At 70.5% G+C, this 21442-nt stretch carries 19 protein-coding genes; 6 read left to right on the forward strand and 13 right to left on the reverse strand.

The window, feature by feature from the left end; translation table 11 throughout:
• Positions 1–6: 6 nt before the first annotated feature.
• A complete protein-coding gene (locus tag CF165_RS25340) occupies positions 7–669 on the forward strand; it encodes a TetR family transcriptional regulator (protein ID WP_093950064.1) in 663 nt (220 codons plus the stop codon).
• 2 nt (positions 670–671) lie between these two features.
• On the opposite strand, the gene CF165_RS25345 is transcribed toward CF165_RS25340, so the two are convergent.
• The 7 genes from CF165_RS25345 to CF165_RS25375 all read right to left on the reverse strand — a co-directional run bounded on the left by CF165_RS25345 (position 672) and on the right by CF165_RS25375 (position 10670).
• On the reverse strand, positions 672–1067 hold the full coding sequence (locus CF165_RS25345; protein ID WP_093950065.1) for a carboxymuconolactone decarboxylase family protein: 396 nt from the start codon (positions 1065–1067) through the stop codon (positions 672–674).
• Between the two features lie 104 nt (positions 1068–1171).
• On the reverse strand, positions 1172–3544 hold the full coding sequence (locus tag CF165_RS25350; protein WP_093950066.1) for a hypothetical protein: 2373 nt from the start codon (positions 3542–3544) through the stop codon (positions 1172–1174).
• 94 nt (positions 3545–3638) lie between these two features.
• Complete coding sequence (locus CF165_RS25355; RefSeq protein ID WP_093950067.1) at positions 3639–6101, reverse strand: LamG-like jellyroll fold domain-containing protein; 2463 nt, start codon at positions 6099–6101, stop codon at positions 3639–3641.
• A 28-nt stretch (positions 6102–6129) separates the two neighbouring features.
• Positions 6130–7092 (reverse strand): ABC transporter permease, encoded by a 963-nt coding sequence (locus tag CF165_RS25360; protein ID WP_093950068.1) that lies wholly within the window; start codon positions 7090–7092, stop codon positions 6130–6132.
• On the reverse strand, positions 7089–8039 hold the full coding sequence (locus CF165_RS25365) for an ABC transporter permease (RefSeq protein ID WP_093950069.1): 951 nt from the start codon (positions 8037–8039) through the stop codon (positions 7089–7091). The genes CF165_RS25360 and CF165_RS25365 overlap by 4 nt, the downstream gene beginning before the upstream one ends.
• A complete protein-coding gene (locus CF165_RS25370) occupies positions 8032–9585 on the reverse strand; it encodes a sugar ABC transporter ATP-binding protein (RefSeq protein ID WP_093950070.1) in 1554 nt (517 codons plus the stop codon). The genes CF165_RS25365 and CF165_RS25370 overlap by 8 nt, the downstream gene beginning before the upstream one ends.
• On the reverse strand, positions 9582–10670 hold the full coding sequence (locus tag CF165_RS25375) for an ABC transporter substrate-binding protein (RefSeq protein ID WP_093950071.1): 1089 nt from the start codon (positions 10668–10670) through the stop codon (positions 9582–9584). The genes CF165_RS25370 and CF165_RS25375 overlap by 4 nt, the downstream gene beginning before the upstream one ends.
• Positions 10671–10825: 155 nt before the next feature.
• Here CF165_RS25375 and CF165_RS25380 point away from each other — a divergent pair, with 155 nt between their 5' ends.
• The gene (locus CF165_RS25380) at positions 10826–11830 is read left to right on the forward strand and encodes a LacI family DNA-binding transcriptional regulator (RefSeq protein ID WP_093950072.1); all 1005 of its coding nucleotides are present in this window, start codon (positions 10826–10828) and stop codon (positions 11828–11830) included.
• Between the two features lie 96 nt (positions 11831–11926).
• On the opposite strand, the gene CF165_RS25385 is transcribed toward CF165_RS25380, so the two are convergent.
• Entirely contained in the window at positions 11927–13084 is a 1158-nt protein-coding gene (locus CF165_RS25385; protein WP_093950073.1) for an AAA family ATPase, read from the reverse strand.
• 55 nt (positions 13085–13139) lie between these two features.
• The gene (locus tag CF165_RS25390) at positions 13140–13631 is read right to left on the reverse strand and encodes a winged helix-turn-helix transcriptional regulator (RefSeq protein ID WP_093950074.1); all 492 of its coding nucleotides are present in this window, start codon (positions 13629–13631) and stop codon (positions 13140–13142) included.
• Between the two features lie 101 nt (positions 13632–13732).
• On the opposite strand from CF165_RS25390, the gene CF165_RS25395 reads away from it, so the two are divergent.
• The 3 genes from CF165_RS25395 to CF165_RS25405 all read left to right on the forward strand — a co-directional run bounded on the left by CF165_RS25395 (position 13733) and on the right by CF165_RS25405 (position 16330).
• Positions 13733–14437 (forward strand): SDR family oxidoreductase, encoded by a 705-nt coding sequence (locus CF165_RS25395; RefSeq protein WP_093950161.1) that lies wholly within the window; start codon positions 13733–13735, stop codon positions 14435–14437.
• A 161-nt stretch (positions 14438–14598) separates the two neighbouring features.
• Positions 14599–15633 carry a glycoside hydrolase family 75 protein gene (locus tag CF165_RS54105; RefSeq protein WP_093950162.1) on the forward strand — a complete coding sequence of 345 codons (1035 nt, stop codon included), beginning with the start codon at positions 14599–14601 and terminating at the stop codon, positions 15631–15633.
• Between the two features lie 133 nt (positions 15634–15766).
• Positions 15767–16330 (forward strand): TetR/AcrR family transcriptional regulator, encoded by a 564-nt coding sequence (locus tag CF165_RS25405; RefSeq protein ID WP_093950163.1) that lies wholly within the window; start codon positions 15767–15769, stop codon positions 16328–16330.
• Here CF165_RS25405 and CF165_RS25410 read toward each other — a convergent pair whose 3' ends face one another.
• Genes CF165_RS25410 through CF165_RS25420 form a run of 3 tightly spaced genes read right to left on the reverse strand, consistent with a single transcriptional unit; the run spans position 16331 to position 20291 of the window.
• On the reverse strand, positions 16331–17218 hold the full coding sequence (locus tag CF165_RS25410; protein WP_093950075.1) for a phosphotransferase family protein: 888 nt from the start codon (positions 17216–17218) through the stop codon (positions 16331–16333).
• Positions 17203–18021 carry a siderophore-interacting protein gene (locus CF165_RS25415; protein WP_093950076.1) on the reverse strand — a complete coding sequence of 273 codons (819 nt, stop codon included), beginning with the start codon at positions 18019–18021 and terminating at the stop codon, positions 17203–17205. Before CF165_RS25415 ends, CF165_RS25410 begins: the two co-directional genes overlap by 16 nt.
• A complete protein-coding gene (locus CF165_RS25420; RefSeq protein ID WP_093950077.1) occupies positions 18018–20291 on the reverse strand; it encodes an ATP-binding cassette domain-containing protein in 2274 nt (757 codons plus the stop codon). The genes CF165_RS25415 and CF165_RS25420 overlap by 4 nt, the downstream gene beginning before the upstream one ends.
• A gap of 75 nt (positions 20292–20366) precedes the next feature.
• Here CF165_RS25420 and CF165_RS25425 point away from each other — a divergent pair, with 75 nt between their 5' ends.
• Entirely contained in the window at positions 20367–21158 is a 792-nt protein-coding gene (locus tag CF165_RS25425; protein WP_093950078.1) for a TetR/AcrR family transcriptional regulator C-terminal domain-containing protein, read from the forward strand.
• Here the strand turns inward: CF165_RS25425 and CF165_RS25430 are convergent.
• Complete coding sequence (locus tag CF165_RS25430; RefSeq protein ID WP_093950079.1) at positions 21136–21432, reverse strand: hypothetical protein; 297 nt, start codon at positions 21430–21432, stop codon at positions 21136–21138. The genes CF165_RS25425 and CF165_RS25430 overlap by 23 nt on opposite strands.
• Positions 21433–21442: the final 10 nt, after the last annotated feature.

Raw genomic sequence — 21442 nt, forward strand, 5'->3', positions numbered from 1 at the left:
GGCGCCATGAGCGCCGGATTCCAGCGTGCCCGCCGGCCCGAGCAGGTCGAGGCCCGCCGCGCCGCGATCCTCGCGGCCGCGCGGGAGCTGCTCGACCGGCGGCCGGTCGCCGACATCAGCCTGCGTGAGCTCAGCTGCCGGGTCGGGCTCGCGAAGTCCAATGTGCTCCGGTACTTCGACAGCCGCGAGGCGATCTTCCTCGAGGTCCTCGACGACGTGTGGACGGCGTGGCTCGACGACCTCGAGAAGGCGCTCGACGAGCCCGGCCCGCCGGAACCCGGCTTCGCGCGGGAAGAACGCGTCGCCGGGATGATCGCGCGGACGCTCGCCGAGCGGCCGTTGCTGTGCGAGCTGATCAGCTCGACGGCGCCGGTGCTGGAACGCAACATCCCGGTGGACTTCGCCCGCGGCTTCAAACGCCGCGCGGCCGCGAACACCGAGCGGCTCGGCACCCTGGTCCACGACCGGATACCGGAGCTGCCGGCCGAGGGGGCCCGCCACTTCGCCCGCGGTGTCCTGGTGCTGGTGTCCGGGTCGTGGCCCCACGCCAACCCGACGGCGGCCGTCGCGGCCGCGGCCGCCGAGCTGGGCGAGCCACCGGTGTTCGCGGCCGGGCTCGGCGAGACGCTCACGAACCTGCTGGCCGGTCTCGTCGCCCGCGGCCGGTGACCTCAGTCCGCGGTCACCGGCAGCAGCCCGCGCTCGGCGAAGACCTTCTTGGCCGTGAAGGTCGCGTTGAGCGCCTTCGGGAATCCACAGTAGACAGCCGAGTGCAGCAGCGCCTCGACGATCTCGGCCGGGGTGAGCCCGACGTTGAGCGACGCGTTGACGTGCACCTCCAGCTGCGGCTCGCACCCGCCTAGCGCGGTGAGCATGCCGAGCGTGACGAGCTGGCGCTCGCGCGGCGCCAGGCCGGGGCGGGCGTAGATCTCGCCGAATCCCCACGACACCACGGCTTCGGCCAGCGCGGGAGAGACGTCGGCGAGGCTGTCGAGAACGCGCTGCCCGCCCTCGCCGTCGATCTCGGTCAGGGTCTTCAGGCCACGCTCGAAGCGCTCGTCGGTCATCTCGGTTCCTTTCCCCAGTGTTTCGGTGCCGGAACCGACGCTAGGGGCTGGAGCGTGCTCCAGGTCCAGCGTGACGGCCACCACAGCGGGTGGCCGTCACGGTGTCAGACCGCCGTCGTGGTGCCCCGGGCCGACGCACCCGTGTTCACGTAGACGAAGAAGCTGGTGCCCGACTCGTCCGACTTGGTGCCGGCGGTGTTCGTGCTCCACGCCCTCAGCTGGACGTACGAGCCGCTCCGCTGGTCGGCGGGCACGTCGAAGCCGAACGTCGCCGTGCCGTCGGCCCCGGGCGCCAGGGTGATCTCCGGGCCGGAGTCCACCTGGTAGCCGTAGGCGGCCAGGTTCGCCTGGACCGGCGTCAGGGTGCACTGGATGTGCTGCCCCGGTGCGACCGCCCACCCGGTGGCGTCACACGACAAGTGCGGCGACGAGTAGGCGACGTAGAACGTGTAGCCACCCCGCTCGGAAACCGTGCCGTCGGCGAACGTCGTGGTCACCCAGATGCTGTTGATGTAGCTCTGCGTCGGGGTGAGGACCACGCTCGCGGTGCCGTCCGGTCCCGCGGCGACGGTGTTCTGCGGCCCGCCGCCGAACTGGTAGGTGTAGCCGACCGCGCCCGGCACGGGTGAGGAGAACACGAACGTGCCGGGCACGCCCACCGCACCACTGGTCTGGCCGGCCGGGTACTCCGCGCTCGTCACGTCCGGTGCGTTCGACGCGACCATGACGCTGCCCTGGCCCCAGCCGGAACGGACGCCCGTGCCGAGGCTCGTGTACACGTACAGCGTGTTCCAGGACGACGTGACCGGCGTGACCGTGATGGTCGCGGTGCCGTCCGCGTCGAGCGGCACGGTGATCGGTGCGCCCGATTCGAGGTGGTAGGTGGCCGAGACCGAGCCGGGCAGCGTGGCGTGCACCCGGAACTGCACCGGCAACCCCTGGACCGGGTTCGTGGTGAGCGTTTCGACCTCGGGCTCGCCCGCTTCGGTCAGCAGCTGGCCGTCGGTCGCCGCGGTCAGGTAGCCCGTCGCGAGCCGGGACCGGACGGAGACCTGGATCGTGTACATGTCCGGGTCGGTGGGCGTGACCGTCACGGTCGCCTTGCCGTCCGGCCCGGCCGGCACGGTTTCGTCGTCCTGGTTGGTCAGGTGGTAGACGTACGCGGTGACGGGGGTGGTGCTGCCCGGCTCGAACACGCACGTGCGTTCCGTGCCGACGTAGGCGTCGAACGGCGTGCAGTTCACCACGGGCTGGTTGTCCGCGACCCAGTACCGGTAGTAGGCGGTCGGGGACTGGTTGCCCGCCGCGTCGACGGACGCCGCGCTGATGCTCACCGGCCCGCTGGCTTGCGGGGCGTAGCGCACGGTCGCCTTGCCGCCGCGGTGGTCGGCCGCCGCGTAGCCGCCGTCCCACTTGAAGCCGACGACGTCGGTGTCGCCCTTGGCGTCGAAGACGAACGTCCCCGGGACGCCGGTGCCGCCGGACCCGGGTGGCGCTTCGGCGGCGTAGTCGGGCGACGTGATGACCGGCGCCGCCGCGGGTGGGGTGAAGTCGGTGGTGAACTTGCAGGTCGCGCTCCACGGCCCGGTGAGGCCGTTGTCGTCCTTCCCGCGCACCTGCCACGCATAGGTGACGCCTTCGCTGACGAGCGAGGTCACCTCGGCCGACGCGCCACCGCTGCCGGCGACGGTCGTGCGCTGGTCCGGGTGGTCGGCGGGCCAGAGGGCGAACTCCGCACCGGGGTAGGAGTCGTCGGGGTCGGTCAGGGAGGCGGCCAGCACCACCTGGCGGGAGACGACGAGCGGTTTCGCCGTGCACGCCCGGTACGTGACGCTCAAGCCGGTCGGCTTGGCGGGCGGCCGGTCGTAGCGGAAGAACAGCGTGGCCTTCGGGTCGTACTCACGGCCGAACTTCGGGTCGTTCAGCTGGCTTTCCGGCAGCCGCAGGACGAAGGTCGCCGTCGTGCGCCCCGCGTCGAGCGCGTTCTGGATCGCCGCGGTCGCCGTCCAGGTCAGCTTGTCCGACGGGCACGACCAGTCGAGGAACGGGCCGTTGACCTTGAGCAGCTCGGCCGGCTGGGTGTTCCACGTCGGCTTCTTCGCCGGGGCGGTCAGCCACAGCTCCGTCGAGCGCGCGTTGGCGCAGTCGGTGACGGCGGTTTCGCCGGTGCTCACGGCCGCCGACAGGAGGTGGTTGCCGCGCAACGCCGAAATGTCGAAGGTGAGGTAGGACTTGGACACGTGGTTCGTGCCGCCGGCGTAGGTGTGCGCCCCGACGGGCGCGGTCCCGGCCTGGTCGACGAAGCTCGCCTTCGGCGCGGCCGAGTCGATGTAGGCCCACGACGAGGCCGCGATCTCGGTGCTCGATTCCGCCGCGGCCGGGGCCGCGGTGAGGACCGCGGTGCCGGCGGCGACCACGGCCGTGACGAGTGTGAGGACGCCCGCTCTCGCGGGCAGGATCGATCTTCCGGAGCCCAAAACGGCTCACCCCCTGTGCGTGTGCACCCGATGGCCGCGGAGTACGGCCATACCGCTATCGCACACGCACAGGGGGCGTTACCGGTTGCCTCGGCTACTTCCCGCTGGTGAACAGGGCATTCACGTCCGAATCGGACAGTGCCCGGTCGTAGACGTGCACCTGGTCGACCGCGCCGTTCAGGTAGTCGACCGGGCCGCCGCCGTACTTGCCGCGGCCGATCACCGTGTGCCCTGTGGACGCCTCGCCGAGGCAGACGCTCTTCGTCGCGGCCAGCTGACCGTCGACGTACAGCTTGAGTGTGCCCGACGCCGCGTCGCGGACGCCGACGAGGTGGTACCAGCGGTTCGGCTCCGGCGCGGCAGACGCCAGGGCCCGCGTGCCCACGAAGCTGAACGCCAGCCGGTGGTCCGCGCCCGAGTACTGCAGGAAGAACGCGCTGTTGCTGTCGCCGTCCTGGCTCACCACGGTCTGGAAGCCGTCACCCACGGCGTTGAAGCGAACCCACGCCGCCGCGCTGTAGCTGCCTTCGGTGTTGAGCAGGGCGGCACCGGTGTCGGCGTACTGGCCAGAGCCGTTCACCGCCAGCGCCGAACCGCTCTTCCCGGCCGTCCAGGACGCGCCGCCGACGAGCGTCGCGTCGTGGCTGCCGACGACGTCCTTCGCCACCGTGCCCACGTTCTCGTCGAACGGGTACGCGGCGATGCCGTCGATCCCCGGCGTGCCCGCCGGAACCGAAGGCCCGGACACCGGGGTGCCGGTGGCGCCCTTGATCACCGCGAGGTTCGCCGCGCGGACCGCCGCGAAGTCCATCTTCTTCACCTGCCGGTCGTAGGTGAAGAAGCCGTTGACCTCCTTCTCGACGTCGGTGGTCTGCGTGTAGACGCCGGCCGAAACGCCGCACCGCTGGGCGACGAGCAGCAGGCGCTGCTGGAGTTCGGCGTAGCGCCGGGTCAGCGTCGCGCTGTCGGGTTCCATCTCGTAGGCGAAGCTGCCCGCCGGGTCGAACTGGTGGCCGTCCACCTTGAGGCCGAGGCCGCCGTACTCGCCGTCGACCGCCGCGCGCGTGCCGGTCTGCACCGGCGTTCCCGGCCCGGTGTAGGAGTGGTCGTCGTAGATGTCGCCGCGGCCGCTGTCCGGTTCGGAGCGGCAGCAGTTGACGCCGGACTCGGCGTTCACCAGCCGCGTCGGGTCCCAGGCCTTGACCTGGTCGGCGATCCGGCCCACCTCGTAGTCGCCCCAGCCCTCGTTGAACGGCACCCACGTGACGATCGAGGGGAAGCTGCGGTGCTGGTCGATCATCCGGTGCATTTCGGACTCGAAGTTGACGCGCGAAGCCGCGGACGGCTCGACGTCGTCCTTCATGGCCGGCATGTCCTGCCACACCATCAGGCCGAGCTTGTCGGCGTAGTAGTACCAGCGGTCCGGCTCGACCTTGATGTGCTTGCGCACCATGTTGAAGCCGAGCGCCTTTTCCTGCTGGAGGTCGAACTTCAGGGCCGCGTCGGTCGGCGCGGTGTAGATGCCGTCCGGCCAGAAGCCCTGGTCGAGCGGGCCGACCTGCATGACGAACTTGCCGTTGAGCAGCATCCGCTGCTTGCCGTCGGCGGTCTTGCCGACACTGATCGACCGGATGCCGAAGTACGAGCCGACTTCGTCCCCTGTGGACAGTCGCACGCGCAGGTCGTAGAGGAACGGGTCGTCCGGCGACCACAGGTGCGGCCGGTCCACCTTGAGCTTCAACGGCTTGTTCGCGTCACCGCTCACGCGCCCGACCGGGCGGCCGTGGTCGTAGGCGACGGCTTCGACGCGCTGCCGCACCGGCCCGCCGACGACGGCGTTCACCGTGACGGACCCGCTCGCGACGTCGGGCGTCACGTCCAGGCGGTCGATGTGCGCCGGGGCCACCGGTTCCAGCCACACGGTCTGCCAGATGCCGGACGTCGGCGTGTAGAAGATGCCGTCACCGGGCTGGCGCTGCTTGCCGATCGGCTGCCCGCCCTGGTCGTTCGGGTCGGCGACGCCGACGATCAGCTCCTGGTCGCGTGCGGTGGTCAAGGCGTCCGTGACGTCGACGGAGAAACTGTCGTAGCCGCCGGTGTGCCGCGAAACGGTCTTGCCGTTGACGATGATCGTGGCGTCGTAGTCGACGGCCTGGAAGTGCAGCAGGATCCGCTGTCCGCGCCAGTCACGCGGCAGCTGGAAGGTGCGGCGGTACCACATCTGCGTTTCGTGGCGCATGATCCCGGACAGCGCGGACTCCACCGGGTAGGGCACGAGGATGCGCTCTCCCAGTGAACGTCCGACCGGGGCCGCCTCGCCGGGCTTGGCGGAGGCGAACTCCCAGACGCCGTTGAGGTTCTGCCACTTGTCGCGGGTCAGCTGCGGTCTCGGGTAGTCCGGGAGGGCGTTGGCGGGGGAGACGTCGCCGGTCCACGGCGTGGACAGCGGCGGGGTGAGCCGTTGCCACTGCGGTGGGGACTCGGCGTTCGCGGCGGGCACCGCGAGGCCGGTGAAGACCAGCGCCAGTGCGGCGGCGAGGCGGGCGGGGCGGAACATCGTCGAACCTCCTGGTAGGGGACCTGGTTCAGCGGGTTCGGGAGCGCGCCAGCAGGCGCTGGATCACCACGACGACGAGCAGGAAGGCCCCGCTCACCACCGTCTGGTAGTTGGAGTCGAGGGTGCCGATCTGGTTGATGACGTTCTGGATCAGCGTGCGCAGCAGAACGCCGACGAGCGTGCCGGCGATCGTCCCGGCGCCGCCGGTGAGCAGCGTGCCGCCGATGACGACGACGGAGATCGCGTCGAGCTCGGTGCCGACGCCGATCACCGTGACGCCGGACTGCAGGTACGCGGCGGTGAGGACGCCGGCGAACCCGGCGAGGGCGCCGCTCAGCGTGTACAGCGTGATCTTCGTGCGGGCCACCGGGAGTCCCATGAGCAGCGCGGACTGTTCGGCGCCGCCGATGGCGAACACGGACTGGCCGAACCGGGTGCGGCGCAGGAGCAGCCCGCCGAGCGCGAACAGGACCAGCGTCAGGTACACCGGCACGCCGATGCCGAAGATCGTGCCCTGCCCGAGCCAGAGGAACGCCGAGCCCGGGTCCACTTTGTACGTCGTCGCGCCTTCGGACGTCAGCGCGAGCAGGAGTCCCCTGGCGAACAGCAGGGTGGCCAGGGTGACGATGAACGGCGCCATCCCGGTGCGCGCGATGAGCAGGCCGTTGACCAGCCCGATCAGCGAACACACCGCCAGTGGCAGGAGGATCGCGACGAGCAGCCCGTACTGCGCGCCGTACGCGGCGAGGACGCCGCCGAGCGCGTAGTTCGAGCCGACCGAGAGGTCGATGCCGCCGGAGATGATCACGAACGTCATGCCGAGCGCGATGATCGCCAGGAACGAACTTTGCAGCGCCAGGTCGCGCAGGTTGTCCGCGGACCCGAAGCGCGGGAAGGCGAACCACGCGACGGCGATGCCGAGCACGAGGACGACGGCCGCGCCCTGCCGTTGCAGGACCCCGGCGAACGCGGCGTTCTGAGTGGTGGTCACCGCTTGCTCCGTTCGCGAGCGACGTAGACCGCGGCGACGATGATGGCTGCCTGGACCATCTGCGCGGTCGAGTCCGGCAGGTTGTGCTTGATCAGGGTGGCGTGCACGAGCTGCATGAGCAGCGCGCCGAACACGGTGCCGAGCACGCGGACCCGGCCGCCGGTCAACGGTGTGCCGCCGACGACGACCGCGGTGATCGCGGACAACTCCATGAGCAGCCCGAGGTCGTTCGGGTCGCTGGCGCCCAGCCTCGACGTCGCCAGCACGCCGGCCACCGCGGCCAGCGCTCCGGAGATGACGTAGACGCCGACGAGCACGCGTTTCACCGGCAGCCCGGCCAGGGTGCTCGCCGCGCGGTTGCCGCCGACGGCGACCAGGTGCCGCCCGAACGTCGTGCGCTGGACGACGAGCCCGGCCAGTGCGGACAGGACGCCCGCGACGATCACCATGATCGGCACGCCGAGGATGTCGCCGGTGCCTAGGGCCAGGAAGTCCTGGTTGTGCAGCTGGACCAGCTGGCCGTGGGCGATGACCAGGGCGAGCCCGCGGCCGCCGACGAGCAGGGCGAGCGTCGCGATGATCGGCTGGATCCCGAGGTAGGCCACGAGGTACCCGCTGAACAGGCCGGAGACGATCCCCGCGATGACGGCGACGAGGATCGCCGTCAGCGAGCCCGCGCCGAGGTAGAGCGGGATGAGCGCGGCGGCGATCGACATCACCGAGCCGACCGACAGGTCGATGCCCTCGGTGCCGATCACCAGCGCCATGCCGAGCGCGACGATGCAGACCGGCGCCGCCTGCACCAGCTGCGTGCGGAAGTTGGCGGCGGACAGGAAGTTCTCGGTGAACGCGACGTTGAACAGCAGCAGGACGACGACGGCCAGGTAGACGCCGTAGTCCTGCAGCCAGGTGGTCACCTTCGCGCGGTCGAGGGTGGCGTTAGCCATCGTTGTCGCCCTCCGCGATCGCCGTCAGGACGTTTTCCTCGGTGATCCGATCGCCGGTCAATTCGCCGACGACCGAGCCGTCGCGCAGCACGACCACGCGGTCGGAGCCGTCGATCAGTTCCTCCAGTTCGGACGAGATGAGCAGCACGCCGAGCCCCTCCCGCGCGAGCTCGTCGATCAGCGCCTGGACCTCGGCCTTGGCCCCGACGTCGATGCCGCGCGTCGGCTCGTCGAGCAGCAGGATCTTCGGGCCGGTGGCCAGCCAGCGGGCGAGCAGCACCTTCTGCTGGTTGCCGCCGGACAGTTCGGACACCTTCTGCTCGGGACTCGCGGCCTTGATCCGCAGGCGGTCCATGAAGATCTTCACGATCCTGTCCTGCTTGGCCTTGCTGACCAGCCCGAACGGCGACAGCCCCGTCAGCGCGGCCAGCACGATGTTCTCGCGGACCGACAGGTTCGGGATGATGCCGTCGGTCTTGCGGTCCTCGGCCAGCAACGCGATCCCGGCGCGCATCGCGTTCTTGATCCGGCCACGCTTGAGCGGCTTCCCGGCCAGCAGCACGGTTCCGCCGTCGAGGGGGAAGGCGCCGACGATGGCCCGCGCCGTCTCGCTGCGGCCCGAGCCGAGCAGGCCGGCCAGGCCGACGACCTCGCCGGGCCGGATGCTCACCGAGACGTCGTGCAGCTTCCGCATCCCGCTGAGGTTTTCGGCCTTGAGCAGCGGCTCGCGCTCGACGTCGTGCTCCTCGCCGAACGCCGTGACGCCCTCTTCGCGGATCTGGCGGATCTCCCGGCCGAGCATCAGCGACACCAGTTCGATGCGCGGCAAGGGCTTCAGAGGTCCACTGTGGACGACCCGGCCGTCGCGCAGCACGGTGACGCTGTCGCAGACCCGGTACAGCTCGTCCATCCGGTGGCTGACGTAGACGATCGCGATGCCTTCCGCGTGCAGCCGGTTCAGCACCTCGAACAGCGTCTCGACCTCGCGGGGTTCGAGCGACGACGTCGGCTCGTCCATGATGACGACCTTCGCGTCGGTCGAGACCGCGCGGGCGAGCGCGACCATCTGCTGCGCGCCGACACCCAGCGTGTGCAGCGGCCGCCTGACATCGTTGTCGACGCCGTAGCCCTTGAGCAGCTCGCGGGCGTCGGCGTACATCTTCGACCAGTCCACGAGCCCCGTGCGGGTGCGCGGCTCGCGGCCGAGGAAGACGTTGCCGGCGATGCTCATCAGCGGGACGAGGTTGACCTCCTGGTAGATCGTGGAGATCCCGGCGCGCTGCGCGTCGATCGGCCGCTTGAACGTCACCGGCTCGCCGAGGTGGCGCACCTCGCCCTCGTCGGGCTGGTAGACGCCGGTGAGCACCTTGATCAGCGTGGACTTGCCGGCGCCGTTCTCGCCGACCAGCGCGTGCACCTCGCCCGGCGCCAGCGCGAAACTGACGTCGTCGAGGGCGAGGGTGCCGGGGAACCGCTTGGTCACCCCGGTCACCTCGAGCACCGGCGCGGTCGTCATGGCGACGTCCTCTTCGGTGGCTGCCGTCATTTGTAGGAGTTCCCGACCTTCTGGGCCGCGTTCGTCTCGTCGTACTGGTCGTCGGTGATGACGATGCTCGCCGGGATCGGCTCGCCGTTCTCGAACTTCTGCAGCGTCTGGAAGGCCAGCGGGCCGAAGCGCGGGTTCGACTCGATCACGGCGTTGTAGCTGCCGTCGACGATGAGCTGCACGGCGTTGCGGGTGCCGTCGATGGAGACGATCTTGACGTCCTTGCCCGGCGACTTGCCCGCGGTCTTCAGCGCGTTGACCGCGCCGACGCCCATCTCGTCGTTCTCGGCGTAGACGGCGGTGATGTCCGGGTGGCTCTGGACGAGCTGCTCCATCACGGACTGGCCCTTGGAGCGGTCGAACTCGCCGGTCTGCTCGGCGACCACGGACAGGCCGGGCGTCTTGGCGAGCTCGTCCTTGAAGCCCTGGGTGCGGTCGGTGGTCACGTTGTTGCCGGACGAGCCGAGCAGGATGACGACCTTGCCGGTGCCGCCGGTCGCCTTCGCCATGGCCTGCGCCGCGCGTTTGCCCTGCTCGACGAAGTTCGAGCCGATGAAGGTCAGGTAGTCGCTGCACGGCTGAGACGTCACCTTGCGGTCGATGGTGACGACCGGGACCTTCTTGGCCTTCGCCGCGTCGAGCGCGGGCTGGAGGCCGTCGGAGTTGAGCGGCGCGACGACGAGCAGCTGGGCGCCGCGGTCGAGCAGCGACTTGATGTCGCTGATCTGGCGGTTGAGGTCGCTCTGGGCGTTGGTCACGAGCAGCTTGTCGCTCGCGATGCCGAGCTTGGCGGCTTCGTCCCGGATGGACTGCGTCTCGGCGATCCGGAACGGGTTGGCCTCCTTTTCGGACTGGGAGAAACCGACCACCGCGGTCTTCAGGTCGACCTTGGGGTACCCGGTCTTGGTGAGCGTGCAGCCGTCCGCGGACGGCGCGGCGGACTGGGCACTCGCGGCCGGCCCGCCGCCATTGGACGGCGCGGCCGGGGTTTCTTCCCTGCTGGTGCAGGAGGTGAGGGTCAGTGCGGCGGCGGCCGCGGTGGCTGCGGTGGCCAGGACCAGCCGGGGACGGGAGGACAAGAGCACGGCGACTCCTCGGGCAAGCTTCGTTGATGGCCCGCTCGCCGGAGTGATTCACGCCACCCCGGGAGCCTTGAGGTACTTTTTACATCGTTGGAACAACGTTGTAAACCGGCAGCCGCTCGCTACACTTCGTGCTCACTCTCTGAAGGGACCCGCCCGTGACCGTGACGCTCAAGGACGTCGCCACGCTTGCCGGAGTGTCGGTGAAGACCGTGTCGAACGTCGTGAACGGCTACGCCTTCGTCAAGCCGGAAAACCGCCGGCGCGTCGAGGAAGCCCTGGCGGCGACCGGGTACCGGCCGAACGTCGGCGCCCGCAACCTCCGCCGCGGCCGCACCGGGTTCCTGGCGCTGATGGTGCCGGAGCTGTCGATCCCGTACTTCGGCGAGCTGGCGGGGCTGGTCATCACGGCGGCGCAGAAGCGCGGGTGGAGCGTCCTGATCGAACAGACACAGGGGACGCGGTCGCGGGAGCGGGAGACGCTGGCGTCCCTCGGGCCCCACCTGGTCGACGGTGCCCTGGTGCACCCGGAGGCGCTGGAGGCGGCGGACATCCCGTCGGATCCGGGCGGGATCCCGCTGGTCATGCTGGGCGAGCACGCGGTGGACGTGCCCATCGACCACGTCGCGATCGACAACGTCCTGGCGGCCCGGACGGCGGTGTCCCACCTGGCTTCGCTGGGACGCACGCGGATCGCGGCGATCGGCCGCAACCCGGCGCGCGGGACGTCGTCCCAGCGGCTGGCCGGGTACCGGTCGGCGCTGTCGGAGGCGGGTTTGTCCTATTCGGACGCTTTGGTGGCCCCGGCGGAGAAGTGGCACCGCTCGGTGGGGGCGGCGGCGATGAAGTCGTTGCTGGCCCTGGATTCCCCGCCCGACGCGGTGTTCTGCTTCAACGACCTCCTGGCCGTCGGCGCGTTGCGGGCGGTGGCCGAGCTGGGCTTGCGAGTCCCGGACGACGTCGCCATCGTGGGGTTCGACAACAACGAAGAGAGCGCATTCTCCCTGCCGTCGCTGACGACGATCGCCCCGGACAAGACGGCGCTCGCGGAGGCGGCGGTCGACCTCGTGCACCGGCGGATCACCGGCGACACGACGTCCCCGCCGCAGGACATCCAGACCCCGTTCGCCCTGGAGATCCGCGAAAGCACCCGCGGCCGCTGACACCCGAACGCCCCAATGTGGCGTTCGGTGCGTCTGACGCACCCAATGTGGCGTTCGGTGCGTTGGACGCAACCAACGCCACATTGGGGCGTTTGGTCAGCGGGACGGCCAGTGCCACGAAGGCCGGTCGAGGCGGCCCTGGCCGGCCACCTTCGTCTCGCCGTACTCCTTCTCCAGCTCCACCGTGCCCACGTCGGCCACCTCCGCCAGCGCGCGGATCAGGGACTGGGCGTGGGACACCACCACCAGCTGGGTCTCCTTCGCCGCCGTCGCGATCAAGATCGCCAAGGCCGGCAGGAGGTCCGGGTGGAGGCTCGTCTCCGGCTCGTTCAGCACCAGCAGTTCCGGCGGGCGCGGGGTCAGCAGGGCGGCCACCCACAGCAGGAACCGGAGTGTTCCGTCGGACAGCTCCGCCGCCGACAACGGGCGCAGCAACCCGTGCTGGCGCAGCTGGACCGAGAGCAGGCCGTCCTGGGAGTGCACCTCCAAGGTCGAGCCGGGGAAGGCCGCGTCGAGCACTTCGGCGAGGTCCTCGGCGTGGCCCACCTCGATGATCGTCTGCAGGGCCGCCGCGAGGTCGGCGCCGTCGTGGGCGAGCACCGGCGTGCGGGTGCCGATGCGGGACTGGCGCGCCGGGGCGTCCGCGTCCGTGCGGAAGTGGTCGTAGAAACGCCACGACCGGATGCGCTCCCGCAGCACCAGCAGCTCCGGGCACGCCCTCGGGTCCGCGAACTCGCTCAGCATGCTGTCGGTCAGCCGGATCTTGAACCGGTCGTCACCCCACGACCCGGAAGAAACGCGCGTGCGCACCGACGGGCCCGCCCGGTCCGCGAGCAACGCCGCCGGCCGCAGGTACGGCCCCGACCACACCGCTTCCCGCTTGAACTCCGGGTCGAGGTTGAACATCGTCGTCTTGCCGGGCACCGGCAACCCCAGGTCGAGCGCGTAGCCGAACTCGTCGCCGGCGAACCCGAGCCGCAGCCCGACGGCCTTCGTGTGCACCTTGCCCTGAACGCGCGAAGTCCCGCGTCGCACGCCGTTCTCCGGCCCTGCCCACAGCGTCGACGGCAGGCCGCCCTCACGGGCCAGTGCTGCCACGGCGCCGTTGCGCGACGCGTCCGCCAGCAGCCGCAGCGCCCGGTACAGGCTGGACTTGCCGCTGCCGTTCGGTCCGGCGACGACGGTCAGGCCCGACAGCGGGATCACCAGATCACGCAGCGAACGGTAGTTCTCGACGGCCAGCGTGGTGAGCATGCCCCGAACGTAGCCGCTGCGGATTCGTCCGATCTTTGCCCGGTTCGAGTCCGGCTCAGGCGACCGGATCCGCCAGGGGGATCTCGTCCTCGCCGAGCCACGAGCCGCGCCACGCGAGGTCGGCCCTCACCAGGGGTTTTCCGCAGCTGTCGCACTTCGCGCCCGGCCGCGTGAGCTGCCCGCAGCGGGTGTGGACCAGGTTCATCGGGCCGTACGCGCTCTTCGCCCCGGTGTGCGCGTCGCCCCACGCGCCGAGCGCGTGCAGCACCGGCAACGCGTCCGAGCCGGCCTGCGTGAGGCGGTACTCGTGCCGGGTGCGGCCGCCGTCCCGGTAGGGGAGCTTCGTCAGCAGGCCGCGGTCGACGAGCTTGCCCAGCCGGGTCGTCAGCACGTTGTCGGCGATGCCGAGCTGGGCGCGGAAGTCCTCGAAGCGGGTGGTGCCCGCGGTGGCGTTGCGCAGGATCAGCAGCGTCCACGGCTCGCCGAGGACGTCGGCGGCGCGGGCGATCGGGCAGGAAGCGTCCTCCCACGTGATGCGGCGGCTCATCGTGTGATCCCTTCGTGCTGACTTGCTCCCAGCAAGCTTACGTCGTAGGGTCGGTCTTAGCTAGCTTGCAACGAGCAAGTCAGATGCGAGAGGAGTTCGTCATGGAGATCACGGGTGCGGTGGCGCTGGTCACCGGAGCCAACCGGGGACTCGGCCGCCAGTTCGCCGCCGCCCTCCTCGAGCGGGGTGCGGCCAAGGTCTACGCCGCCGCGCGGAATCCCGAGTCGGTCGACCTGCCGGGTGTGATCCCGCTGCGTCTCGACGTCACCGACCCGGAGTCGATCAGGGCGGCCGCCGCGGTCGCGACCGACGTCATGCTGCTGGTCAACAACGCCGGCTCGTCCACCGGGGCGTCGCTGCTCGGCGGGTCCCTCGACGACATCCGGCTGGAGATGGACACGCACTACTTCGGCACCCTGGCCGTGACGCGCGAGTTCGCGCCCGTGCTGGAGCGCAACGGCGGCGGCGCGGTGCTCAACGTGCTTTCGGTCCTGTCCTGGTGGACGGCCCCGCGCGTCGCGGCCTACTCCGCCGCGAAGGCGGCGGCCTGGTCGCTGACGAACGCGCTGCGTCAGGAGCTGGCCCCGCAGAAGACCCTGGTGACCGGGCTGCACGTCGGCTACATGGACACCGACATGGCCAAGAACGTCGACGGGCCGAAGGCCGACCCGGCGGTCGTGGCGGGTCTCGCGCTCGACGGCGTCGCGCAGGGCCGCTTCGAGGTGCTCGCCGACGACCTCAGCCGGAACGTGCGGGCCGGGCTGTCCGGCGACCTCACCGCGCTGTACCCGGAACTGGCTGCCTGAGTCCACTTCGGACGGTGTCGGCCCGCTGAACGGCTTCCCGGTCAACGGGAGTCCGCCCGGTTCGTATTGACCGTGGCAGTATGTCGACTTAGCGTTTTCCGACAGTAAGGAAACTTTCCTAACTGTCGGAGGTCCTCATGCACAGACCCCGGGCGATCGCCATGGCGATCGCGGCCGTCGGCGCGTTCCTGATCGCGCCCACGGCCGCGAACGCCGCGACAGTCACCTACGAAGCCGAGAACGCCACCATCTCGCAAGGCGCGGTCAACTCCGACCACGCCGGCTTCACCGGCACCGGCTTCGTCAACTACGACAACCTGACCGGCTCCTACGTCCAGTGGCCGGTGTCGGTCGCCGCCGACGGCAGCACGACGCTGACGCTCCGGTTCGCCAACGGCACGACCACCGCCCGGCCGATGGCCATCGCCGTGGACGGCACGACCGTCGCGACGCCGTCGTTCGCCGGGACCGGCGCCTGGACGACGTGGGCCACCACGGCGGTGACCGCGACGCTGACCGCGGGCGCGCACACCGTCCGGGCCACCGCGACGACCGCGAACGGCGGCCCGAACGTCGATTCGCTGACCGTCGGCGACTCCGGGGGCGGCGGTGGGGCGCCGAGCGCGTCCGAGCTGCTTTCGAAGCTGACGTCGTGCAGCCAGATTTCCAGCGGCAAGTACAAGACCGACTCCGAGACGGGCCGGACGATCCCGGTGTGCGGGCTCTCGGACGCGGTCTTCTGGAAGGCCGACATGGACATCGACTGCGACGGCCAGCGGACCTCGCAGTGCAACGAGAACACCGACTGCTGCTTCCAGGCCGACACCGCGTTCCACCAGTCCGACGGGAAGCCGCTGAACGCCGCGGCGCTGCCGTACGTCGTGGTGCCGAGCCCCAGCAGCACCTGGGACTACCGGAAGTTCGGCATCGCGGGCGCCGGCGTGGTGGCGGTGATCTACAACAACCAGGTCACCTATGCCGCGGTCGGCGACACCGGGCCGACCGACATCATCGGCGAGGCGTCCTACGCGACCGCGAGTTCGCTCGGGATCAACCCGGACCCGTCGAACGGCGGCACGGACTCGGGCGTCACCTATCTTTTCTTCAAGAATTCGAAGGTGACGCCGATCGAGAGCCACGCCAACGCCGTGAGCACCGGCGAAGCACTCGCCCGGCAGTTCGTGAACAACCACTGACGCTTCCGGGGTCCCCGTGTCGGGGACCCCGGAACACAGGCCCGGCGGCCGCGGGCGTATGAATGGGTGGGTGCCGGAAAACGTCGAAGCCGGAAACGGCCGAACGAGGAACCGCTGGGGCGAAGGGGAACGGCTGCGTGGGGAGATCCTGGCCGCGGCGGGCCGGTTGCTCGCCGAGCTCGGTGGCGAGGACGGGCTGACGATCCGCGGGGTGGCGCGCGCCGTCGGCATCGCCCCGGCGAGCATCTACCAGCATTTTTCCGATCGCGCGGAATTGGTGCGCGGTCTGCTGGACCACGAATACACGCGGCTGCGGGATTCGATGCGCGCGGCGGAGGAGACGCTGGGCGAAACCGACGTCGTCGGCCGGGTGCGGGCGCAGATTCACGCGTACTGCACGTTCGCCATGGAGAATCCGGGGCATTACCGGCTGATGCTCGCGAACGGCGCGTCACGCCCGGATCCCGGCGCCCGCGCGGAGGGCCCGCTCCTGGACGTGATCGACCGCCTGGCGGCGGGCTTCGAGCGCTGCGTCGAAGCCGGTCACCCGCTGAGGGTCACCCCGGGCCGCGCGGCCGCCGTGGTGTTCGTCGGCGCGCACGGGCGGGTGGCGCTGTTCCACAGCGTCCTCAACCGGACCGGGGCTGAGCTGGTGGAGCCGTTCGTCGACGAGCTGATCTCCCTGGTCTTCGCGTGATCAGAGCGCCCGCTGCACGGCATCGAGGTCGTCGCTCAGCAGGGTGGTGAGGAAGCGTGCCCGGTCCGCGTCCTGGTCCTTCCGCGGCACCATCTCGGCCACCATGATCAGATCCAGGTACACCCGGTACAGCGCCAGGCGCCGCCGGGCGGGCGCGTCCCATCGAACCGGGCCGCCTGCCGCGCGGTAGCCCTCCACCAGTTCGGTGTCGAGGTCGCGGAACAGCGTCAGCGAGACGAACTCCGCCACCGGGTCGCCCCAGAACGCGCGTTCCGCGTCGATGATGCCCGACACGCGGCCGCCTTCTACGAGGATGTTGCCGTCCCACAGGTCGAAGTGGACCAGCACCGGTGTGGTGACCAGCTCCAGCAGCGGCTCGTGGCGCCGGACGAGGTGGGCGATCTCCGCGGCCGGCCGAGGCAGGCGTACCCCGTACCGGACGGCGTCCGCGAGCACCGTGTCCACCATTGACGTGAACGCCGCCGGCCACGTCGGGTGGAGGGGCTCCCGGAGGTAGCCGAACCCCTCGCCGGTCACCTCGTGGAGTCCGGCCACGATCCCGCCGAGCTCCCGGCGCAGCCGCGGCCGGTCGGTGACCGGCGAGCCGTGCCAGGGAACGCCGGGCACCTCCGTCATCAGCAGGAACCCGGGACCGGCGCCGACGACGGACGGCAGCGGCCCCGGAACCCGGCGGTAGTACTCCGCCTCGGTGTCCAGGAGGTCGTGTTCGTACGTCAGCCCCGGTGCGGACGGCGCGATCTTCAGGACCAGCCGACGTCCGTCGGCCAGTCTCAGCCGGACCGCCGTGTTGTACGTACCGCCGCCGATTTCCTCGGCCGCCACCACCGAAGCCGGGTCGATGCCCGATGCCGTCAGTTCCCCTTCCACCCGGCCGAGTCTCCCACCTTTTCCGCCGCGTCGGCGAGATCCTCGGGCGTCGGGGCGTCGTCCTGGGTCAGGCTGCGCCGCCAGTACCCGGTGAACTCGATGACGCCCTTGTCGAGCCCGCGCTCGCCGACGAGGTGACGGCGCAGCGACCGGACCATTCCCGCCTCGCCCGCCAGCCACGCGGCCACCGAGCCGTCGGGGAGCTTCGCCTCGCGGACGGCCTCCAGCAACCGGCTGCCGTGCTCGGTGCCGTCCCGGTGCAGCCAGTGGACCTCGCCGGGCAGCGGCTGCTCCTCCGCCGCGTCGGCCACCTCGAGGAACACCACCGCATTGTCCACTTCGGACAAAATGGTGGACACCGCGGGCACCGTCGTTTCGTCACCGGCGATCAGCAGAGTGTCCGCTGTGGACAGTGGACGGCGGTAGGCGGCGTCCGGCCCGTAGCGGCCCAGGACGTCGCCCGGCGCCGCTCGAAACGCCCAGGCCGTGGCCGGTCCCGCCGGGCCGGGGTGCAGCACGAAGTCTACGTCGATTGTGTCGCAATCCCGCGAGCGCACGGTGTAGCTGCGCATCACCGGCCGTTCTTCGGACGGGATCGCGAGGTACGCCTGGTACCAGCGCATGACGTCGCCGCCCGCGTCTGGGAGGCGCACCGGGCGGCCCGGTGGCGGGAACAGGAGCTTGAGCTGCTGGTCCGGCCACGGCTCCAGCTCGCCGAGGCCGTCTCCGGTGAAGGTGACGCGCGCGGTGCGCGGGGTCACGCGCCGCACCGCCGTGACTTCGAGCAGGCCGGTCGGGTTCATGGTTTCCCCAGGTATTCGCGCAGGTGGCGGGCGGTGAGCGTGGACGCGTCGGCGACCAGCCGGGCGGGCGTGCCTTCGAAGACGACCCGGCCGCCGTCGTGGCCGGCGCCGGGGCCGAGGTCGATGAGCCAGTCGGCGTGGGCCATGACGGCCTGGTGGTGCTCGATGACGATCACCGTGTTGCCCGCGTCGACGATCCGGTCCAGCAGCGCCAGGAGCTGGTCGACGTCGGCGAGGTGCAGGCCGGTCGTCGGCTCGTCGAGGATGTACGTCGAGCCCTTCTCGGCCATCCGGATCGCCAGCTTGAGCCGCTGCCGCTCACCGCCGGAGAGCGTGGTCAGCGGCTGCCCGAGCGTCAGGTAGCCGAGGCCGACGTCGGCGAGGCGGTCGAGCACGGTCCGCGCGGTGCCGGTCGGGAAGAACTCGCGGGCTTCGGCGACGGACATCGCCAGTACTTCGCTGATGTTCTTGCCGCGCAGCTCGAACGTGAGCACCTTCGGCGTGAACCGCTTGCCTTCGCACTCCTCGCAGACGGACGCGACCCCGGCCATCATCGCCAGGTCGGTGTAGATCACGCCGAGCCCCTTGCACTTCGGGCAGGCGCCTTCGGAGTTGGCGCTGAACAGGCTCGCCTTGACGCCGTTGGCCTTGGCGAAGGCCGCGCGGATCGGGTCGAGCAGGCCGGTGTAGGTCGCCGGGTTGGACCGCCGCGACCCGCGGATCGCCGACTGGTCGACCACGACCACGTCGTCCCGGTGGGCCAGCGAGCCGTGGATCAGCGACGACTTCCCGGAGCCCGCGACGCCGGTGACGACGGTCAGCACGCCGAGCGGGACGTCCACGCTGACGTCACGCAGGTTGTGCAGCTTCGCGCCGGTGATCGAGACGTGGCCGGATGGCTTGCGCGGCTCGGGGCGCAGCGTGACGCGGTGGTCGAGGTGGCGGCCGGTGAGCGTGCCGGACGCGCGCAGCCCGTCGACGTCGCCGGTGTAGCAGAGCCGGCCGCCTTCGGCGCCCGCGCCGGGACCGAGGTCGACGACGTGGTCGGCGACCCGGATCGTCTCCGGCTTGTGCTCGACGACCAGGATCGTGTTCCCCTTGTCCCGCAGGCAGAGCAGCAGGTTGTTCATCCGCTCGATGTCGTGCGGGTGCAGCCCGACGGTCGGCTCGTCGAAGACGTAGGTGACGTCGGTGAGGCTGGAACCCAGGTGGCGCACCATCTTCACGCGCTGCGCCTCGCCGCCCGAGAGCGTCGCGGACTCGCGGTCGAGCGAGAGGTAGCCGAGGCCGATCTCGACCAGCGAGTCGAGGGTGTCACGCAGGTTGCCCAGCAACGGCCGGATCGACGGCGCCTCGAGGTTCCGGACGAACTCGGCGAGGTCGCTGATCTGCATGGCCGCGCAGTCGGCGATGTTCTTCCCGTCGATCTTCGCCGACAACGCGGCCTGGTTCAGCCGCGCGCCGCCGCACTCGCCGCAGGTCTTGAACGTCGCGGCCTTCTCGACGAACGCGCGCAGGTGCGACTGCAGCGATTCGGTGTCCTTCTGCAGGTAGAGCCGCTTGACCTTCACCGCGAGGCCTTCGTAGGTGAGGTTGTTCTTGCCGACCTTCACCTTGCACGGCCCCTTGTACAGCAGGTCGTCCAGCTGCTCCGGGGTGAAGTCGCGGATCTTCGCGTCCGGGTCGAAGAAACCGGAGGTCACGTAGATCTGGACGTACCAGTTGTCGGGCGCCCAGCCGGGGACGAGGACCGCGCCTTCGTTGAGCGAGCGGTCGAAGTCGAGCAGGGCGTGGACGTCGAGGTCCGACACCCGGCCGAGCCCCTCGCAGGCCGGGCACATGCCCTCGGGCAGGTTGAAGCTGAACGCGCCGGACGAGCCGACGTACGGTTCGCCGAGCCGCGAGAAGGCGATCCGCAGCATCGCGTAGGCGTCGGTCGCGGTGCCGACCGTGGAGCGCGAGTTGGCGCCCATCCGCTCCTGGTCGACGACGATGGCCGCGCTGAGGTTCTCCAGCAGGTCGACGTCCGGGCGCGAGAGGCTCGGCATGAACGACTGGAGGAAGGCGCTGTAGGTCTCGTTGATCAGCCGCTGCGACTCGGCCGCGATGGTGCCGAAGACCAGGGACGACTTGCCGGAGCCGGAGACGCCGGTGAAGACCGTGAGCCGCCGCTTCGGGATGTCGAGGTCGATGCCGGTGAGGTTGTTCTCCCGGGCGCCCCGGACCTCGATCACGTCGTGGGTGTCGGCGGCCCGCCTGGGTGAGGTCATACCGTCCTTCTTGATACTTTAGGCTGTAAAATGATTCTCAGAGTACATTACTTTAGGGTGTAAGGAGTCGGCAAGGTGGTCGTCTTCGCGGGTCAGGGCGACGCCCGCCGGTCCATGGAGCTGCTGTGGGGGCCGCGCGTGGTCGCCCCGCGCACCGGCCCGGGCCCCAAGCCGGGCCTGTCGGTCGAGGCGATCGTCGCGGCGGCGATCGAGATAGCGGACGCCGAGGGCATGGGCGCGCTGTCGATGCGGTCGGTCGGCGAGCGCCTCGGCCGCACGGCGATGGCGCTCTACACGTACGTGCCGGGCAAGACCGAGCTGGTCGACCTCATGTACGACCGGACGCTCGGGGAGCTGCCGTCGGCTTTTCCGGCTTCCGACGGTTGGCGTCCGGCGGCGGTGGCCTTGGCTGATGCGTTGTGGGACCTGCATCTGCGGCACCCGTGGCTGCTGCAGGTCTCGCCGGCGCGCCCGGTGCTCGGACCGGGGGAGTTCCACGTCCAGGAGACGCTGCTTTCGGTTTTGGCTGCGACGGGGCTGCCGTTGTCCCGGGTCCGGTGGGTGGTGGCGGCGCTGTTCAACATCGTCCGCGGCTCGGTCCAGGCGGCGGCGGAGTCCCGCCAGGCCGCGCAGGAGACGGGACAGTCCGAAGAGGACTGGTGGTACGCACGGTCGGCGCTGCTGGGCGAGCTGGCGCCGGACCTGACGGCGCGGTTCCCGACGGTGGCCCGGCTGGGCCCGTCGGTCGAAGCCGCGTCCGACGAGCCCTACCTGGAGCGCGAGGCGCGGCTGTCGTTCGAGGCGGGCTTGGAGCTGCTGCTGGACGGCGTCGAAGCGGCGATCGTCAAGGCTTCCGGGCCTCGATGAGGAACCGGGTCGTGTGGGCGACGAACGGGCCGTCCCGCTCGATCTTCTCGTACAGCTCCCTCAGCTTGTCCCTGTTGTCGCGAAAGGGGAAATCCGCGGTGGCCACGACGACGGCACCGCGCGGCCGGAGCCGGGCCGAAGCGCGCCCGATGTTCGGCGGCCAAGACTCGGTGGCCACCATCAGCGGCGGCAAGGAAGGGCGGCCGTCGAGCCAGGAGAAGTCCCAGCCGTCGACGGACACCGCTTCGGCCTCGGCCACCAGCTCGTCGAACATGCCTCGATGG

The organism is Amycolatopsis vastitatis, from assembly GCF_002234595.1.
GTDB lineage: Bacteria > Actinomycetota > Actinomycetes > Mycobacteriales > Pseudonocardiaceae > Amycolatopsis > Amycolatopsis vastitatis.

What these genes read in the sequence shown, in the direction of transcription:
- CF165_RS25340 (WP_093950064.1), top strand. Translation starts at nt 7, where the DNA reads ATGAGCGCCGGATTCCAGCGTGCCCGCCGGCCCGAGCAGGTCGAGGCC.
- CF165_RS25370 (WP_093950070.1), bottom strand. Translation starts at nt 9,585, where the DNA reads ATGACGGCAGCCACCGAAGAGGACGTCGCCATGACGACCGCGCCGGTG.
- CF165_RS25390 (WP_093950074.1), bottom strand. Translation starts at nt 13,631, where the DNA reads ATGAGCCGCCGCATCACGTGGGAGGACGCTTCCTGCCCGATCGCCCGC.
- CF165_RS25345 (WP_093950065.1), bottom strand. Translation starts at nt 1,067, where the DNA reads ATGACCGACGAGCGCTTCGAGCGTGGCCTGAAGACCCTGACCGAGATC.
- CF165_RS25395 (WP_093950161.1), top strand. Translation starts at nt 13,733, where the DNA reads ATGGAGATCACGGGTGCGGTGGCGCTGGTCACCGGAGCCAACCGGGGA.
- CF165_RS25355 (WP_093950067.1), bottom strand. Translation starts at nt 6,101, where the DNA reads ATGTTCCGCCCCGCCCGCCTCGCCGCCGCACTGGCGCTGGTCTTCACC.
- CF165_RS25415 (WP_093950076.1), bottom strand. Translation starts at nt 18,021, where the DNA reads ATGAACCCGACCGGCCTGCTCGAAGTCACGGCGGTGCGGCGCGTGACC.
- CF165_RS25365 (WP_093950069.1), bottom strand. Translation starts at nt 8,039, where the DNA reads ATGGCTAACGCCACCCTCGACCGCGCGAAGGTGACCACCTGGCTGCAG.
- CF165_RS25420 (WP_093950077.1), bottom strand. Translation starts at nt 20,291, where the DNA reads ATGACCTCACCCAGGCGGGCCGCCGACACCCACGACGTGATCGAGGTC.
- CF165_RS54105 (WP_093950162.1), top strand. Translation starts at nt 14,599, where the DNA reads ATGGCGATCGCGGCCGTCGGCGCGTTCCTGATCGCGCCCACGGCCGCG.
- CF165_RS25430 (WP_093950079.1), bottom strand. Translation starts at nt 21,432, where the DNA reads ATGTTCGACGAGCTGGTGGCCGAGGCCGAAGCGGTGTCCGTCGACGGC.
- CF165_RS25385 (WP_093950073.1), bottom strand. Translation starts at nt 13,084, where the DNA reads ATGCTCACCACGCTGGCCGTCGAGAACTACCGTTCGCTGCGTGATCTG.